Here is a 17,712-nt window from a genome sequence, read left to right on the forward strand (position 1 = left end):
GGTAATTACTACGACAGTCACAAAAATAATTTTGACTGACTGGACAAGCGACACACAGCGCTTAGAATGCCCGCTCTTACAAAAACGCTCAACATGAGTTGCGTAACCACCCAAAGCCGGGGAGAAGATGAGTAATTTTGTTCAAAAAAGTAGCTACAACAGAGAGGAGCTACTGACCTGCTCCAGCGGAGAGATGTTTGGTCCAGGCAATGCACAATTGCCCGCCCCCAATATGCTGATGTTGGACCGTATCACCCATATATCAAAAGAGGGGGGAGCATATGATAAGGGTGAAGTCATCGCCGAGCTGGATATACACCCTGACCTCTGGTTTTTTGATTGCCACTTTCCCGGTGACCCGGTAATGCCTGGGTGCTTGGGGCTCGATGCTATGTGGCAGCTCCTAGGCTATTTTTTGGCCTGGAAGGGTAATCCCGGACATGGCCGTGCCCTCGGCTGTGGGGAGGTAAAGTTTACCGGTCAGATTTTACCTACCAGCAAGAAGGTAACCTACCACATTCAAATGTCCCGGCTTGTTGAACGAAAGCTGGTTATGGGTATTGGCGATGGCACTGTGTCGGTGGATGGGCGTGAAATCTACACTGCAAAAGACCTTCGCGTTGGTTTATTTACTCGTACTGATAACTTTTAACTTTATTAAGCTCAGGCGGGCAAAACTTTAAAGGCCTTTACTACCAAGTACTGTTGGAGATCACTATGCGTCGGGTAGTCATTACCGGGATGGGCATCACATCCTGTATCGGTACCAATACAAAAGAAGTTACCGATTCACTAAGAGCAGGCCGCAGCGGTATCCGCTTCCAGGAGGAGTACAAAGAGCTAGGCCTGCGCAGCCAGGTTGCAGGCCCTGTGGATATCGATTTCAAAGAACATATAGACCGCAAGCAACTGCGCTTTATGGGAGATGCAGCAGCCTATGCTTACATCGCCATGCGAGAGGCAATCGAAATGTCCGGCTTGGAGGAGAAAGACATCTCCAACCCTCGAACCGGCATTGTGATGGGTTCCGGCGGCACCTCCACCCAAAATATTATTGATGCCGCACACACGCTCAAGGAAAAGGGGGTTCGGCGTGTCGGCGCCTACCGAGTTCCCCAGGTGATGAACAGCACCGTTTCAGCCTGCTTATCCACACCCTATAAAATCAAAGGTGTGAACTACAGCATCTCCTCCGCCTGTGCCACAAGTGCCCACTGCATCGGCAACGGTGCCGAGCTGATTCAGATGGGCAAGCAGGATATTATCTTCGCCGGTGGCGGTGAGGAACTGGCCTGGAGTCTCACACACCTGTTCGACGCCATGGGCGCCCTATCGAGCAAGTTTAACGACGACCCCACTAAGGCCTCACGCCCCTACGATGCCGATCGGGATGGTTTTGTTATCGCCGGTGGTGGTGGCTGTCTGATTCTGGAAGAAATGGACCATGCACTCGCCCGCGGCGCAACCATTTACGCCGAACTCACTGGCTACGGCGCAACTTCTGATGGATACGATATGGTCGCCCCGAGTGGAGAAGGCGCAGTGCGCTGCATGCAGCAAGCCCTGGCAGGTATGGATGGCAAAGGGCTTCAAGGCGGTGTGGACTACATCAACACCCACGGCACCTCAACCCCGGTCGGCGATATCGCTGAGCTAAAAGCCATGAGCGAAGTCTTTGCCGGCAAAGTGCCCGCATTTGCCTCCACCAAGTCTCTAACCGGACACTCCCTCGGCGCTGCCGGCGTGCAGGAGGCCATCTACAGTCTGCTAATGATGCAAAATAACTTTATTGCCGCTTCCGCCAATGTGGAGCACCGGGACCCAGAAGCGGAAGGGATGGATCTAGTCACTGAATTGCGCGAGTGCGAGATTAAGCGTGCCATGTCCAACAGCTTTGGTTTCGGTGGTACCAACGCGTGCCTGATTTTCGATAAAGTTTAAAGCCGTTATCTTGATCCAAATAAAAAGGGCGCCACATTGGCGCCCTTTTTACAATCGCTCTAAAGCTATTCCTGCTTCTCCGCATCCAGACGCTCCAACCACAGCTCCACCTGCCTAGTGAGGCCTTGGCGCCAGCTATGCTGCTGTATGCCAAAGACATCGCGCAACTTACCACAGGCCAACACCACCCCCCGGTTCTGGTCCGGCCCGGTTTCCAGTGCGCTGAATTGTGCGAACCTGCCCTCGTCGTAGAGTGACTGGGCTCGCTCCACAACCTCAAGGGCAAACTCCACCGCAGTACAGTCATCCGAGCTGCCGTAGTGATAGATCCCTCTAGCCTCAGCGCCACTGGCTAGTTGCTGCGCCACTGCAACTGCAACACGAGCCAGATCCAGGGCCGTGACCGGATTACCGCTATTGCAGCCATCCAGTGTGACCGGCTCACCCGTCACAAAACCCCTTAACACCCGCCCCAGCAGAGCATCCGGATTGCTATCCACCATCCAGCCAAAACGCAGAACTGTCAGATTCTCACATCCTGATAAGGCTTCCTCACAAGCCAGCCATTGCCGCCCACTGTGAGATTGAGGTGCAGCTACCTCATCCTCGTCATATTTCCTCGGTTCACCACCGGCAAAGACCGCATAGGAAGAGAGGTGAATAACATGCTGACAGGAGCACTGTGCCAATGACTCAGCAACCTCTAGGGCTTCCGGCATACCCTGGTCATCCGCGCATGCCGACGCATTAATGACAATAGAGGCGGGGCGCAACTTATCGAGTTCTGCGGGTGTGAGCAGCTGTATACGGAAACCAGCACGCTGCAGGCGTTTCTGCAGCGCGCTATCGATATCGTTTCCGGCGCGAATTAGCGCAACCCGATCCGGCTTATATCCGGTATGTAGATCAGACACAGGGCAGGCCTGTTTTAGAAGGGGATATCGTCGTCAAAGCTATTATCAAAACCACCGGCAGGGCCCTGGCTTTGCTGTTGCGCAGGTTGCTGTTGGTTACTGGGAGCCGGGCGCCCCTGATTACCCTGCTGATAGCCACCTTGCTGGAAACCGCCTTGCTGTTCGTAACCGCCTTGCTGACCGCCCATCTGGCTCCCCATAGCTGCACCTGTCGCACCCATTGCGGCACCGCCCATACCCTGACCGAAACCGCCCTGCTCTCCGCGACCATCCAGCATTTGCATTTCGCTGGCAACAATCTCCGTAGTGTAGCGATCCTGACCAGTATTCTTATCCTGCCATTTACGCGTGCGCAGCGAACCTTCTACATAGACCTTTGCACCTTTACGTAAATACTCACCGGCAATCTCTGCCAAGCGGTTGAAAAATACTACGCGGTGCCATTCAGTGCGCTCCTGCTGCTGGCCAGTCTGCTTATCCTTCCAGCTCTCGCTGGTGGCTAAGCTGATATTGGTAACCGCACCACCGCTCGGCATATATTTGGTTTCCGGGTCATTACCCAGATTGCCAATTAAGATTACTTTGTTGATACCCCTGGCCATGGCCCTCTCCTCTCTTCGACCCGGGTCCCACCCGGAGCACTAATCATTCAATATTAAATTTCAGGTACGGTTTCACTCGTACTCTGAGTATGTAAGCATGCAGCCACTTACAGCTGCAGACAGTGTATTTTTATACAGCAGCATACAACAGACACCCACTGTTAGTAAGCGCTACCCTCACGGATATCGGAGAGCCGCTCGCGCAGAGCCCACCAAAGCAGCATCCAAATTGCCACTACAGCAAAACCGAGCCCCGCCACCGCACTGGTGCCACCGAGTCCGTACAGATATCCGCCCAGACTGCCGCCGACAAAGGTGCCAAAAAACTGTAGCGTCGCGTACAGGCCCGAAGCTGCCCCACGGGCATCCTCCGGGGCTTTGCGAGTCAACTGGGCCGGCAGTAAGGCTTCCAACAGATTGAAGCCCACAAAGAAAATACTCAGCAGCAGTACAACTGCTATTGTTCCATTCATCGGCAGTAACGCCGCGCTGCCAGCCACCAGAGCAAGCGCCGCCAGGTTCAGCGCAAGCGGCACTTTGCCAGAGCGCTCGGCCACACGCATTAAGGGCAGCATAATGATAAAGGTGCCCAGCATTAGCGGACCATAAAGTTTCCAGTGCTCATCCGCCGGCCAATCCAGGCGATCGACTAGCACCAGTGGCAATGCCACAAACAGCGCCGTCAATAGTAAGTGAGAAAAGAAGGCCCCGCTGACCAGGCGCCAGGTCAGGCCACTACCCAATACTTTGCGGAAACCGCCCTTAAATACCGCAGGGCGCTTTGCTACTTGAGGTGTTGGCACCACCCGCCATACCAGCAACATGCCGAGTACGGCCAGTACTGCTGTCAGCCAGAAAATGGCCGGCAGTCCGCCAACACCCGCGAGTGCCGGGCCCAGTATTACCGCCAACATAAAGGCCACACCGATCGAGGCCCCGATCACGGCCATGGCAATGCCGCGCTTCTCATCCCGGGTCAAATCAGCCACTAGTGCCATCACTGCGGCAGCGATCGCTCCACATCCCTGTAACACCCGGCCAACAATCAGCCCATATACGGAATCTGTCTGCGCAGCGACGATACTGCCTAGGGCGAATAGCGCCAGGCCGGTATAAATTACGGGTTTTCGGCCCCAGCGATCAGACAGAAGTCCCAGCGGAATCTGCAATAAGGCCTGACTCAAACCGTAGGCACCCATGGCCAACCCCAGCAGCATCGGAGTGCTATCACGATAGCCTTCACCGTACACCGTGAGCACCGGCAGCACCATAAACAGGCCGAGCATGCGAAACACATAAAGGGAAGCCAGCCCACCCAGGGCTCGGCGCTCAATAGAATTCATGCAGCTCCCGGAACAGCGTCAAGTGGGCGCGCATTGTACAGCGAGTGAGCGCCAGGCTGTAGTGGGAGCAGTACAACTTTCGCGGAGATCTAGCCTCGACCATAGTCGTCATCGAAACGGACTATATCGTCCTCGCCCAGGTAGCTGCCGGACTGCACCTCGATCAGCTCCAGAGGGATGGTGCCGGGATTTTCCAACCGGTGCGTAACCCCCAGGGGGATATAGGTGGATTGATTCTCGGTAACCAGCAGCTCTTCATCACCGCGGGTCACCCTTGCGGTGCCACGCACCACAATCCAGTGCTCCGCGCGGTGGTGGTGCATCTGCAGTGAAAGCTGCTGTCCAGGCTTAACCACGATGCGTTTTACCTGAAAACGCGGACCCGCATCGATAGAGTCGTAGTAGCCCCAAGGTCTATACACCTTGCGGTGTCGCTGGGCCTCGCTGCGGCCGGAGCGCTTGAGGCTCCCCACCAGTTTTTTCACCTCCTGAACCCGCTGTTTGTCAGCAATCAGCAGGGCGTCGTCGGTATCCACCACCACCAGGTCCTCTACACCGAGTAAACTGACCAAGCGACTCTCCGCACGCACCAGGCAACCGCTGCTGCCTTCCTGCAACACATCTCCTTGCAGCAGGTTGTCGTCGTCATCCCGCTCGGCCAGCTCCCACAAACCCAGCCAGGAGCCCACATCGCTCCAGCCAGCATCCATAGGCACTACAGCCGCCGACTCCGTAGGCTCCATAACCGCATAATCCACAGATTCATCGGCACAAGCGGCGAAGGCCTCTCTATCCACCCGGGTAAAGTCGAGATCTCGAGCGGCCTGCTCGTAGGCTGTGCGACAGGCACCGAGAATATCCTCTCGATGCTGGCCCAGTTCCTCCAGATAACGGGAAGCGCGGAATAGGAACATACCGCTATTCCAGGAATAACCGCCATCGGCCAGATAGGACTCAGCTGTCTCGGCATCAGGCTTTTCAACAAATTCTGCGACTGCCCAGGCACCAGCAGAAAGCCCTTCTCCGCGGCGGATATAACCGTAACCGGTCTCAGCTCTTGTCGGAACAATACCAAAAGTCACCAAATGTCCCTGCTCAGCCAAGGCCCGGGCAGGCTTGAGTGCCTCCTGAAAGGCCGCCACATCGGCCACCGCGTGGTCCGCCGGCAGTATCAGTAGCAGGGGGTCTTTACCAGATTCAAGCGCAGCTAGGGCCGCCAGAGCGATAGCGGGTGCCGTATTGCGCGCACAGGGCTCTAGCAAAATAGATTGGGCACCGTGACCAATCTCGCGCAACTGCTCCGCTGCAGCAAAGCGATGCTCCTCATTGCACACTAAAATCGGAGCCTGTAGCTGTGCCACGCCTTCCAACCGCCTCGCGGTGGCCTGCAACATGGTTTCTTCACCTGTTAGCGGCAAAAATTGCTTTGGGTAGGTTTCCCGGGACAGTGGCCACAGGCGCGAGCCAGTGCCGCCACAAAGAATTACAGGGATCATCAGCGCTTTCTGTTCATCGGTTGGTTTTTTGCGGTAGACGATTTTGGCACATTGGGTCGCGAGTTTATACTCGGCTGTTTTCCCGGCACCGCAGTTGTGATCGCCCCGTGCGGAGCAAGTCCGTGGCCCGGCCCAGTATTAGCAGCAATATAGGTAGAGCGTGGACACGATTTATGTGAGGGGTGCTCGCACCCACAACCTGAAAAATATCGATCTGGACATCCCCCGCGACAAGCTGATCGTGATAACCGGACTGTCTGGCTCCGGTAAATCCTCCCTGGCCTTTGACACCCTTTACGCTGAAGGCCAGCGCCGCTATGTGGAATCCCTGTCCACCTATGCACGGCAATTCCTATCGATGATGGAAAAGCCGGATGTGGATACTGTTGAGGGACTGTCGCCGGCCATCTCCATTGAGCAGAAGTCCACCTCCCACAACCCGCGCTCCACCGTAGGCACCATTACTGAGATTTACGACTACCTCAGACTGTTGTTCGCCCGTGTCGGCGAACCCCGCTGCCCGGAACACGACGAACCGCTACAGGCCCAGACCGTGAGCCAGATGGTGGATCAGGTACTGACCCTGTCGGAGGGCACTAAGCTGATGCTACTGGCACCCGTAGTACGCGACCGCAAGGGCGAGCACCAGCATGTATTTGAACAGCTGCGTCGTGACGGCTTCGTTCGAGCACGTATCGATGGCGTTATCTGTGATCTGGACGACACGCCCAAGCTGGACAAGCGACGCAAGCACACCGTAGAGGTTGTGGTAGACCGCTTTAAGGTGCGCGATGACCTGCAGTTACGCCTGGCGGAGTCCTTCGAAACTGCTTTGAATCTCACCGATGGCATCGCTTCCATCAGCTTTATGGATGGTGACCAGGAAGACCGACTTTTTTCCGCACGCCACGCCTGCCCTGTCTGTGACTATTCACTGGACGAACTGGAACCTCGCCTGTTTTCCTTCAACAACCCGGCCGGCGCCTGCCCCAGTTGCGACGGCCTGGGGGTTAAGCAGTTCTTTGACGAGGATAAGGTGATTCTCGACCCAGAGAGCAGCATCTCCGAAGGTGCTATTCGCGGTTGGGACAGACGCAACATCTACTACTATCACATGCTCGACTCTCTCGCCGAGCACTACGGCTTCGATCTGGACAAACCCTGGAAGAAACTACGCAAGGGGCACCGCAAGATCATTTTACAGGGCAGTGGCGATGAGGAAATCGACTTCAGCTATGTAAATGATCGCGGTGATGTTACCGTGCGGCAGCACACTTTCGAGGGCATTATTCCCAACTTCCAACGCCGTTATCGGGACACCGAATCCCAATCTGTACGCGAAGAACTGGCCAAATACCTGAGCACACAAAAATGCCCTGAGTGCCATGGCACCCGACTGCGTCGAGAGGCCCGTCATGTCTTTGTGGACAATCGTACCCTGGCACAGATTACCGAGCTGCCCGTCGGCGATGCTTTCAACTATTTTGATCACGAGCTGACCTTCAGAGGTGCCCAAAAAGAAATTGCCGATAAAATTCTTAAAGAGCTGCGCGATCGCTTTCGCTTCCTGGTAGATGTGGGGCTCAACTACCTAACTCTGAATCGCAGCGCAGAAACTCTATCTGGCGGTGAGGCACAGCGGATTCGCCTGGCCAGCCAGATCGGGGCCGGCCTGGTGGGCGTAATGTATATCCTCGACGAGCCTTCTATTGGCTTACACCAACGGGACAACGAACGCCTACTTAACACTCTTACCCATCTACGCGATATCGGTAACACAGTCATTGTCGTTGAGCACGATGAGGACGCTATCCGCAGTGCCGACTTTATTGTCGATATAGGCCCCGGTGCCGGTGTTCACGGTGGCGAAGTAGTCGCGGCTGGTACCGCGGATAAAATCACCAAGTGTAAAAAATCTCTCACCGGACAGTACCTGTCCGGAAAAAAGAAAATTGCTGTACCGGAAGAGCGCTACATCCCCAACGAGGACTATATGCTGCGCCTCGAAGGTGCCAGCGGCAACAATTTGCAAAACGTAGACCTGGAAATCCCCGTAGGCCTCTTTACCTGTGTCACTGGTGTCTCGGGCTCTGGTAAATCTACCCTAATCAATACCACCCTCTACCCTCTTGCAGCCACAGCACTCAATAAAGCCACCACCTTGAAGGCCTCCCCATATGAGTCCGTTCATGGGTTAGAGCATTTCGATAAATGTGTGGATATCGATCAGAGCCCTATAGGCCGCACCCCAAGGTCTAATCCGGCCACCTACACAGGTATTTTTACCCCGATTCGAGAGCTATTTGCCGGTACCCAGGAAGCGCGCTCACGTGGCTACAAGCCAGGCCGTTTCAGCTTTAATGTAAAAGGCGGTCGCTGTGAGGCTTGTCAGGGCGACGGTGTGATCAAAGTCGAAATGCATTTTCTACCGGATATCTATGTGCCCTGCGACACCTGCCATGGTAAACGGTACAACCGCGAAACCCTGGAAGTACATTACAAAGGCAAAAATATCCACGAGGTATTGGAAATGACAGTGGAAGATGCGCGAGAGTTTTTTGACCCCGTGCCCGCAATTGCCAAGAAATTACAAACCTTGATGGATGTCGGTCTCTCCTATATCAAACTTGGCCAGGCGGCCACCACACTTTCCGGTGGCGAAGCGCAGCGAGTAAAACTCTCTCGTGAACTGTCCAAGCGCGACACCGGCCAAACCTTGTATATCCTTGACGAACCCACCACTGGCCTGCATTTTGCCGACATCCAATTATTACTGGATGTCTTACATCGCCTGCGCGATCACGGCAATACCATCGTGGTTATCGAACACAATCTGGACGTCATTAAAACTGCCGACTGGATTGTGGACCTGGGCCCGGAAGGCGGCTCCGGTGGAGGACAGATTATTGCAGCAGGGACTCCAGAGGATGTGGCAGAAATGAAAGTTTCCCATACCGGCCGCTTCCTAAAGCCGATGCTTGGGTAATCAATAGTACGGAGCTGGATCGCAATCTGGCTCCTATATCAATAAAACCACCGAATACATGCCGCGACGGAACGTGGGAAATGATAAAAAAATTGGATCAAGAAAAGTTAAACTTAATTATTGCACTATGCGCAATGATGGTTTCCCTTGCCTCCTTCTATGCAACTTATCTGCAGGCCGAAGCAGCAAATAAACAAGTCAAAATAATGACCATGCCTGTAATTCAATTTTCACAGAGCAATTACGACCTTGAGGATAACAAACCATCAATTTACTTTGAACTTCACAATGTGGGGGCAAGCCCAGCTCTGTTGAAGAGTTTCAGCATCAACTATGAGCAAACTACCTATCATACCGCCAGGGAATTTCTGAATGCTTGCTGCCAACAGGAATATCAGGAATTCACAAAAAAATTGACAGGTGATGACGACACCACCAGCCTAGATAAAGGAAATATACTCACCTCAACTTTATCCAACAGCTTAATCCCAGCGAACTCCAAGCGCCGAATATTTGCATTATTTTATGGTGAGCGATCTTACAACCTTTGGGAAAAGCTAGACAAAGAAAGAGGGAAAATATCAGTCGACTTCTGCTTCTGCTCACCCTTGGGTGGATGCTATCGTTCAGAGGACGAGGGAACCTCTATGGAGGTTGAAGCATGTACAACAAACCGCACTTAGTCAATTTTCATTAGATAGAATTCTAACAGAGTTTTCCCTAATCGTGAGCTGCGACGAATGAAAATCGATATCAACTGCGATCTAGGTGAAGGTAGCGATCTAAAAAGCTGTATTAGAGACACGCAAATCATGCCCTTTATTTCCCGCTGCAATATCGCCTGTGGCGCTCACGCAGGAAATCGGGACATTATGCGCCTTTCCATTTTCAACGCACAAAAACATCATTTAAAAATTGGAGCACACCCCGGCTACCCAGATCGGGAAAATTTTGGAAGAAAGTCTATCAAACTCCCAACAAATCTATTACTTGACTCATTGTTTCAACAGATCGAGCAGCTGCAATTCCTGACTACTGAAGCAGGTGTACTGCTGGATCACGTTAAACTACATGGCGCTTTATATAACGATGCCGAAGCAGATAGGTTACTCGCTAAAGAAATTATCTCACTCTTCGCCAAAGAGTATCCCTCTCTGAAAATTATCGGTTTAGCCAACGGTGCGATGGAGTCTGTAGCAATAGAGAAGCAGTGCACCTTTTATCGGGAGGGTTTTATAGATAGGCACTACTTAAACAAAGACAAATTAGCCCCACGTAATCTACCTGGCTCAGTGCTAAACAATATTGAAAACTGCCTAGAACGAGCTGTCGCATTGGCAAAGGGTACAGACTTCACAAGCTATTATGGCACACCGCTGAAATTCTCTGTGGATACGATTTGTTTACATGGTGACAATCCTGCCGCTCTAAAAATCGCAAAAGCACTAGTCAAGCACCTACAACATCATGGCCTGAACATACAATCGTGACATCCTCCAAACAAAGAAATCACTCGACTATGCTCGATTTTAGTGTTTACCCAAATGGAGATAGTGCGTTAGATATCCGTTTCAACTCAGAGCCAAGTGAAAACCTTAGCCGTTATATTATTGGGCTTAAAGAATATCTCCTTAATAAAAACCCCAATAACTTTATTGAATTAATTCCTGCCTATCAATGTCTGACTCTGATTTTTAACCCTGCTTTATTTGATAGCGAGATGCTCTCACAGAAAGTTCAACAATCAATTCAAGACTTCCTTAAAGCCCACAAAAACATCTCACGAAAACCCCGTACTATTCGCATTCCTGTGTGCTATGAATCAATTTTTGCTCCAGATATTTCAATATTGAGCAAACACACTGGCTTATCCAGCAAAGAAATTATTAAGCTGCATACAGCACCCTCTTATCTCGTACATATGTTGGGCTTTACTCCCGGATTTTTGTATCTCGGCGGTCTCAACCCTAGACTGGAATGTCCTCGCAAAAAAAATCCACGGGTGCGCATTCCTGCAGGAGCTGTTGGCATCGGCGGCAGCCAGACAGGAGTTTACCCACAGGCCACACCAGGAGGGTGGCAAATTATCGGCCAGACTCCCATTCAATTATTCCAACCCTACAGCAGCCATCCATTTATTGCAGATCCATTAGATATCATTAAGTTCTATTCGATCAATCAAGCAGAATTTGACGATATTCATCAGTCTATAATGTGAAACTGATCTAACTATGAGTATCTATTTTATTCGTCCAGGACTACAAACAAGCATTCAAGACTTTGGACGCCCAGGTCTAATGCACTGTGGAATTCCCCAGGGGGGCGCAGCCGACATCCTGTCCATGCAACTTGCCAATCTGCTATTGGGTAACTGCCTTAACAACCCTGTATTGGAATTAACGTTAACTGGTCCAGTTATTAGGTTCGAATGTGATATCTCAATAGCTATCACAGGAGCACAATTCAATGTTCTGTTAAATAAAATAACTGTAGAAAATTACAAGGTCATCAAAGTTAAGCGGGGAGATATTTTAGAGTTTGGTCGACTACTAAGTGGCACCAGAGCATATATTGGCTTATCCGCCAAAATTTCTACCCCCCAGGCTTTCAACAGCGTATCAACACACTTAATCAGTCACTTTGGAGGCAACAAAGGAAAGGCTATCAGTTACGAAGAACGCTTTAATTTGAAAAATATTCGCATCGCAAAATCCGCTCACATAGATCGAAGCCTACAACCCTGCTATCAATCTCGACCACTTTTGAGAGTCATCTACGGACCAGAAAAAAAGCGATTTACAGAGTTAACATTAAATAATTTTTTTAGAAAAACCTTTCAAGTATCCGCCCAGAGCAATCGTATGGGGATTCGCCTATCCCCATCAATCATTGTAGACTCTAAAGCTATTACGGACAGTTCGGATGAAATGATTTCCTCCGGACTTTACCCAGGCAGTATTCAGATACCTAACAATGGCGAACCCATTATTTCTTTTATTGAGGGGCAAACTATCGGCGGATATCCTCGTATTGCCCATATCATTCGAGCCGACCTGCATAGATTAGGACAACTCAAGGCTCAGGATAAAATTAATTTTCAACTAGTCAATCAAGCACAGGCAAGAGAGATACTATTAAAAAAAATGAAGTATCTTGAGAACCTTAAAAATTATCTAGCACCAGAAAATAATGAGTCTTTCATCCTCTAAAGCAAGGCTTAGGTTAACGTTTTTCACTTTATGTAAGAAAAACAATTAAACTACGAAAGTCGCCCCCTTATGTAGCAGCCTGGTCACACATTGTGACTAAGCAATATTTATCCAAACCAACCAACGCGCACTCCAAAAACCATCGACACTCCCAACTTAATAAAATATTTTTCACGAAATCTGTCAGACCAATTGGTCCAGCATGACTTAGTAGTTTTAATTAGTCTTTAGCTAGACCAAAAGTCCATTATTAACTAGTCTTCTTGGGTTTTACCTAAAGCGCGATTTGGACGAGTGTCCTACTTAGCTAACTGCAAGCGTTGAAGTGACGTTATTTTCTACAACTTGTGTTCGCGATGCGGCCTGGTCCAGAGAGAAAACACCAATTACCGAAAGGGGATTAATAATGATAAAAATTCTCCGTGGTTTAACTATGGCATTTATTGCCAGCTCACTCCTTATCACCTCATATGCACAAGCAGAACCAGGTGATTACAATTTTTGGAAAACCCTCAAACACCTCTTTGACCCTCCCAACGCTGATGCACCGGTCTCTACCCAGCAAGCTCAGGGGATGTATCCTCTGACCATGCACGACCCAAGCTTTAACGATGACTTCGAGCCTAAAGATTTTAATACTTGGCAAAAAGTAGATGTTCCTGCCAGTACCGGCGCCATGTGTGGCAATGGCTCCCCCTATAAATTTTTTGTTTATCGGGTGCCCGATACCAGCAATACCATTTTTTATTTTGAAGGTGGCGGTGCCTGTTGGGACTACGAAAGCTGCTCCGGCCAGGCTGGTATTCGCGGGGCACGCAACCCTAATGGCATCCCTGATGACTATCTCAGTAATGTACACCTCCTAGATTTCACAAATTTCGATAATCTCACTACCGCAGGTGTTTCACCCCTTATTTATACTCACCATCCTTACAACCAGTATAAAACTGGCGAGTGGAACATGGTTTACGTTCCATACTGTACTGGTGATATTTATGTTGGTGATAAGACAGAGATATATAAGGATAAGACTGGACAGAATTCGGATCTAATTTGGCATCATAATGGCCTGCGCAATGTGCAGGCAGTAACCTCATGGGTAAAGAATAATTTGCAGAAACCCAAGCAAATGCTTGCCGCTGGTTGCAGTGCAGGCAGCGTAGGGGCTCTGTTAAATTACACGAAGCTTCGTGAGGATATGGATGTCGAATACGGCTATCTGATAGATGATTCCGGCCCGCTTTACAAAGCGCCTCTGGACAGTGAAAACAACACTCAATACCCATCCTTACCGTTACACAACGAAGTGCTTCATTCCTGGACTACTTATACAACTGATGGGGATCCCAATGAAGAGAACCCTATTAATGCGATAAAATCTTTTACTCCAGGATTTGACAGCAATCAGTTGGCTTCGATATACCGCGCACTGTCAGATAAATTCCCTACAGATCGCCTGGGTATCACGCACTTCCTGGCGGATGGTAACTTTTCTTCATACTCCTATGAGCGCTTCTACGAAGATATTTACAACGACCCAGATGCCAACTCTCGTTTAGATAAACTACGCCAGCGCTGGCAAAAGGACACCCATGAAAATCTAATACCACTCTTGGATCAAACCAGTAATTGGGGCTACTACTTCCCAATGTTTCGCAACCTAAATGAGAGCCACTGCACCACTATTATTGACCTCAAGTACGGTGAAATTGCTGAGCATGGATTGGAGTTAGAGGACTTCCTAAACAACATCGTGAACCACAACGGTGGTGGAATGATTCGCGCCTATGAGACAGATAAAGTATCTGACTTTGATAACAACAGTAATTGGTTCTATGACTTGATTGGCTTATTTATGTAAGAGAGCTAAGCGGAAGACAGTGCTGCTGACTAACAGCAGCACTGTTATTTGATTAGCTACCGTACACTGTTTCCCGAGCTTCCTGTAAGCGTTGTCGCAAATATTCTTGCTTATTCATTCCATTGGGAAAAGATGTCATTTGCTGAACCTCTTCAACAATAGAGCGCTCTAGATCTTTATAGGTAGAGAAGCCTGGCACTTGAGTATGTGGGTCATAGCGGCTAATCACTGACTGAGCCTTTTCTCGATAAATATTAAAAAGTTCTTCGGCGCGCTGCTTGAAATCGGCTTCGTTAAGGCTATTTTTTTCTAACCAGGCTAGTTTCATCGACAGTGCTTCATAACCCGTTACTCGTTTCTCACTCTCCACCTGCTCAATTGCGTCCCAGGCCTCAGCACTGGATAAGTTCCCAAGGTCGGCAAAGTAATCTTTTAACTCCTGCTTTAACTTCTCACGATCGAGATAGGCCTTCACCCTAGGATGGTCCAGTAGTTCCACCATCTCCGTTGTATCCAGCTCTGACCAAGGTATTTTTTCAGAGATATCCTGTGCCAACCCATTATTTTCCTTTAATGGCTGCACAAACTGTTGCACTCTCGCCACACTTTCTTTGACATTAATATCGTAATGATCAATGCCGACAACAGCTAGGCTTACTGCACCGGCAAGCAATATCAGTTTTTTCATATCCAATTACCGAGCAAATTTAAATTTATATTTCGTTATGTCGGTAACTATATAAGCAGAGAAAAGCGGGGGGATGAATGGGAAGGGCGTCCCAGCTGAAGAGATATGCGCCAATATCTATTAAACAGCTGGAAAGTAAGTAAATCAGCTAAAGCGACTTATACCCAGCTCAAAGGTTGTTCATCACCTTTTTTAGCAGAACAGGGGTCTTTGGAGGTCTTTGGTGCGACATAGCCTAGCTGCTGCTCTTTAGGCAGATTTTGGGCCTCCCAGCTGGCAACCGCCTCTGCACAGAGAATACGTTGCTCTGCAGTAATCACAACACCACTGGGCCATTTGCCCAACTCAATTGCTCGCCGCAGGCTGGCAACAATTTGCGGGTTCAAATTATTTAACAACTGCTCAAAAGACATACAAAATTCTCCTGTATATACAAAAAAGGCCGGTCTATGACCGGCCTTCCGTAGCAAAATTGCTAGTGCAACTTATGCTTCAGCAGCTTCGTCTTCAACTTGTGGACGATCCACCAGTTCTACGTAAGCCATCGGTGCTTTGTCACCAGCGCGGAAACCACACTTCAGGATACGGATATATCCACCTGGACGGGCTTCGTAACGAGGACCCAGCTCATCGAACAACTTGCGCACAGCATCCTTATCACGGATACGAGCGAAAGCCAGACGACGGTTGGCAACACTGTCTTTCTTAGCCAGGGTAATCAGCGGCTCGGCGACGCGACGCAGCTCCTTGGCTTTTGGCAGTGTAGTTTTGATCAGTTCGTGCTCTACCAGAGAAGCGGTCATGTTCTTGAACATGGCCTTGCGGTGAGCGCTGGTACGGCTGAATTTACGGCCACTATAGCGATGACGCATGACTCAATTCCTTACGACCACAGTTGCTGTCTCAGCAGGTCGTTCTGGAGCGGTGTCGCGCTAAGCTGTGGCACCGCTCGGGTTCTTTCTACTAGTCGCGACATCGCCGCGACTACCAAATGCTTACAGGGGGCTTAATTTGCTATCGCCTTTAAGGCTGGCCGGTGGCCAGTTTTCCAGACGCATACCCAGTGACAAACCACGGGAAGCCAGTACATCCTTGATTTCAGTCAGAGACTTCTTGCCAAGGTTCGGAGTCTTCAGCAGCTCTACTTCAGTGCGCTGAATCAGGTCACCGATGTAGTAGATGTTTTCCGCTTTCAGACAGTTAGCCGAACGTACGGTGAGTTCCAGGTCGTCAACCGGGCGCAGCAATACTGGGTCAACTTCGGGCTCTTCCGCCTTCGGTTGCGCATCTTTCTCGCCTTCCAGGTCCACAAATACTGCCAGCTGTTGCTGCAGAATAGTGGCTGCACGACGAATAGCTTCTTCTGGGTCCAGGGTACCATTGGTCTCCAGGTCCAAAACCAGCTTATCCAGATCGGTACGCTGCTCTACACGCGCGCTTTCCACGCTGTAAGATACACGGCGAACCGGGCTGTAAGATGCGTCCAGTTGCAGACGGCCAATCGCGCGGCTTTCCTCTTCCTCATCACGGCGAGCGTCGGCGGGCTGATAACCACGCCCACGCGCAACAGTGAGTCGCAGGTTGAGTTCTACATCACCTGTGATATTGGCAATCACGTGTTCAGGATTCACAATCTCGATATCGTGATCTACCTGGATATCTCCAGCGGTCACTGCACCCGGGCCCTTCTTGCTCAGGCTTAATACCGCCTGATCTTTGCCGTGCATAACAACCGCGATTTCTTTCAGGTTGAGCAAGATTTCAATAACATCTTCTTGCACACCTTCAATCGCGCTGTACTCGTGCTCGACACCGTCGATTTCTACTTCGGTGACGGCGCAGCCCGGCATGGAGGACAGCAGGATGCGACGCAGCGCATTGCCAAGAGTGTGGCCGAAACCACGCTCCAGGGGCTCCAGAACCACTTTGGCGTGATTCGGATTGTACTCGGTGACGTCAATACGACGCGGTGTCAAAAACTCGTTGACAGCAGTCTGCATAGCCATACCTGTTTACAGTTGCATTCCTTAAAGTGGACTAATTGTTACTTGGAGTACAGTTCCACAATAAGGTTTTCGTTGATCTCTGCCGGCAGATCGACACGATCCGGAGTGCGCTTAAAAGTGCCTTCCAGTTTGCTCGCGTTTACGTCTACCCACTCGACATCGCCACGCTGGGCAGCGAGGGAAACGGAATTCTGGATACGCAGCTGCTTCTTGGCTTTCTCACGTACAGCGATAACGTCGCCTTCTTTAACTTGGAAAGAAGGAATGTTAACGGTAGTGCCGTTTACAAGAATTGCTTTGTGGGAAACCAGCTGACGCGCTTCAGAGCGAGTTGAGCCGAAGCCCATGCGGTAAACCACGTTGTCCAGACGCTGCTCGAGAAGTTGCAGCAGGTTTTCACCTGTAGCGCCCTTCAGACGTGCTGCTTCCTTATAGTAGTTACGGAACTGCTTTTCCAGTACGCCGTAGATACGACGAACTTTTTGCTTTTCACGCAGCTGGATGCCGTAGTCGGACAGACGGCCGCGACCAGCGCCATGCTGGCCGGGCTTAGATTCTGCGCGACACTTGGAGTCGTGCGGACGTACACCACTCTTCAGCTGCAGGTCAGTCCCTTCACGACGGGACAGTTTACATTTTGGTCCAATATAACGTGCCATTCTATCA

17 protein-coding genes are annotated in these 17,712 nt (G+C 50.5%); 8 read left to right on the forward strand and 9 right to left on the reverse strand.

Translation table 11 applies throughout. From position 1 onward, the window contains the following. Nucleotides 1–127: 127 nt before the first annotated feature. A complete protein-coding gene (gene fabA / locus ACJJIC_RS00245) occupies nucleotides 128–652 on the forward strand; it encodes a 3-hydroxyacyl-[acyl-carrier-protein] dehydratase FabA (RefSeq protein WP_444883698.1) in 525 nt (174 codons plus the stop codon). Nucleotides 653–717: 65 nt separating this feature from the next. Continuing rightward, the gene (gene fabB, locus ACJJIC_RS00250; protein ID WP_445357795.1) at nucleotides 718–1,941 is read left to right on the forward strand and encodes a beta-ketoacyl-ACP synthase I; all 1,224 of its coding nucleotides are present in this window, start codon (nucleotides 718–720) and stop codon (nucleotides 1,939–1,941) included. 65 nt (nucleotides 1,942–2,006) lie between these two features. Here fabB and ACJJIC_RS00255 read toward each other — a convergent pair whose 3' ends face one another. The 4 genes from ACJJIC_RS00255 to ACJJIC_RS00270 all read right to left on the reverse strand — a co-directional run bounded on the left by ACJJIC_RS00255 (nucleotide 2,007) and on the right by ACJJIC_RS00270 (nucleotide 6,296). Further along, nucleotides 2,007–2,855 carry a sugar nucleotide-binding protein gene (locus tag ACJJIC_RS00255; RefSeq protein WP_445357796.1) on the reverse strand — a complete coding sequence of 283 codons (849 nt, stop codon included), beginning with the start codon at nucleotides 2,853–2,855 and terminating at the stop codon, nucleotides 2,007–2,009. A gap of 14 nt (nucleotides 2,856–2,869) precedes the next feature. After that, complete coding sequence (gene ssb, locus ACJJIC_RS00260; RefSeq protein ID WP_444887962.1) at nucleotides 2,870–3,457, reverse strand: single-stranded DNA-binding protein; 588 nt, start codon at nucleotides 3,455–3,457, stop codon at nucleotides 2,870–2,872. Nucleotides 3,458–3,618: 161 nt separating this feature from the next. After that, nucleotides 3,619–4,800: an MFS transporter gene (locus tag ACJJIC_RS00265; protein ID WP_445357797.1), complete on the reverse strand. Its 1,182-nt coding sequence runs from the start codon at nucleotides 4,798–4,800 to the stop codon at nucleotides 3,619–3,621. An 89-nt stretch (nucleotides 4,801–4,889) separates the two neighbouring features. Then, complete coding sequence (locus tag ACJJIC_RS00270; RefSeq protein WP_444908652.1) at nucleotides 4,890–6,296, reverse strand: mannose-1-phosphate guanylyltransferase/mannose-6-phosphate isomerase; 1,407 nt, start codon at nucleotides 6,294–6,296, stop codon at nucleotides 4,890–4,892. Between the two features lie 160 nt (nucleotides 6,297–6,456). Between ACJJIC_RS00270 and uvrA the strand changes: the two genes are divergently transcribed. From uvrA to ACJJIC_RS00300, 6 genes are all read left to right on the forward strand, one after another. Beyond that, nucleotides 6,457–9,282: an excinuclease ABC subunit UvrA gene (gene uvrA / locus ACJJIC_RS00275; protein ID WP_445357798.1), complete on the forward strand. Its 2,826-nt coding sequence runs from the start codon at nucleotides 6,457–6,459 to the stop codon at nucleotides 9,280–9,282. A gap of 80 nt (nucleotides 9,283–9,362) precedes the next feature. Next, nucleotides 9,363–9,965 (forward strand): hypothetical protein, encoded by a 603-nt coding sequence (locus ACJJIC_RS00280; protein ID WP_444908650.1) that lies wholly within the window; start codon nucleotides 9,363–9,365, stop codon nucleotides 9,963–9,965. A gap of 57 nt (nucleotides 9,966–10,022) precedes the next feature. Further along, entirely contained in the window at nucleotides 10,023–10,772 is a 750-nt protein-coding gene (pxpA, locus tag ACJJIC_RS00285; protein ID WP_445357799.1) for a 5-oxoprolinase subunit PxpA, read from the forward strand. A 29-nt stretch (nucleotides 10,773–10,801) separates the two neighbouring features. Then, entirely contained in the window at nucleotides 10,802–11,500 is a 699-nt protein-coding gene (gene pxpB, locus ACJJIC_RS00290) for a 5-oxoprolinase subunit PxpB (protein WP_444908648.1), read from the forward strand. Between the two features lie 13 nt (nucleotides 11,501–11,513). Continuing rightward, nucleotides 11,514–12,491, forward strand: coding sequence for a 5-oxoprolinase subunit C family protein (locus ACJJIC_RS00295; protein WP_444908647.1), 978 nt, complete (start codon nucleotides 11,514–11,516; stop codon nucleotides 12,489–12,491). Nucleotides 12,492–12,897: 406 nt separating this feature from the next. Then, nucleotides 12,898–14,352 carry a pectin acetylesterase-family hydrolase gene (locus tag ACJJIC_RS00300; RefSeq protein WP_444887955.1) on the forward strand — a complete coding sequence of 485 codons (1,455 nt, stop codon included), beginning with the start codon at nucleotides 12,898–12,900 and terminating at the stop codon, nucleotides 14,350–14,352. A gap of 52 nt (nucleotides 14,353–14,404) precedes the next feature. On the opposite strand, the gene ACJJIC_RS00305 is transcribed toward ACJJIC_RS00300, so the two are convergent. From ACJJIC_RS00305 to rpsD, 5 genes are all read right to left on the reverse strand, one after another. Next, nucleotides 14,405–15,040, reverse strand: a complete 636-nt coding sequence (locus ACJJIC_RS00305; protein ID WP_444887954.1) for a hypothetical protein — start codon at nucleotides 15,038–15,040, stop codon at nucleotides 14,405–14,407. Nucleotides 15,041–15,198: 158 nt separating this feature from the next. After that, entirely contained in the window at nucleotides 15,199–15,453 is a 255-nt protein-coding gene (locus tag ACJJIC_RS00310; RefSeq protein WP_444908646.1) for a YeaC family protein, read from the reverse strand. A gap of 72 nt (nucleotides 15,454–15,525) precedes the next feature. Beyond that, nucleotides 15,526–15,912 (reverse strand): 50S ribosomal protein L17, encoded by a 387-nt coding sequence (gene rplQ, locus ACJJIC_RS00315; RefSeq protein ID WP_152451171.1) that lies wholly within the window; start codon nucleotides 15,910–15,912, stop codon nucleotides 15,526–15,528. Between the two features lie 123 nt (nucleotides 15,913–16,035). Beyond that, a complete protein-coding gene (locus ACJJIC_RS00320) occupies nucleotides 16,036–17,040 on the reverse strand; it encodes a DNA-directed RNA polymerase subunit alpha (RefSeq protein ID WP_252084420.1) in 1,005 nt (334 codons plus the stop codon). A gap of 44 nt (nucleotides 17,041–17,084) precedes the next feature. Next, a complete protein-coding gene (gene rpsD, locus ACJJIC_RS00325; protein ID WP_108731669.1) occupies nucleotides 17,085–17,705 on the reverse strand; it encodes a 30S ribosomal protein S4 in 621 nt (206 codons plus the stop codon). Between the last annotated feature and the right edge of the window lie 7 nt (nucleotides 17,706–17,712).

This window comes from Microbulbifer mixtoriginis (SeqCode) (genome assembly GCF_052468275.1).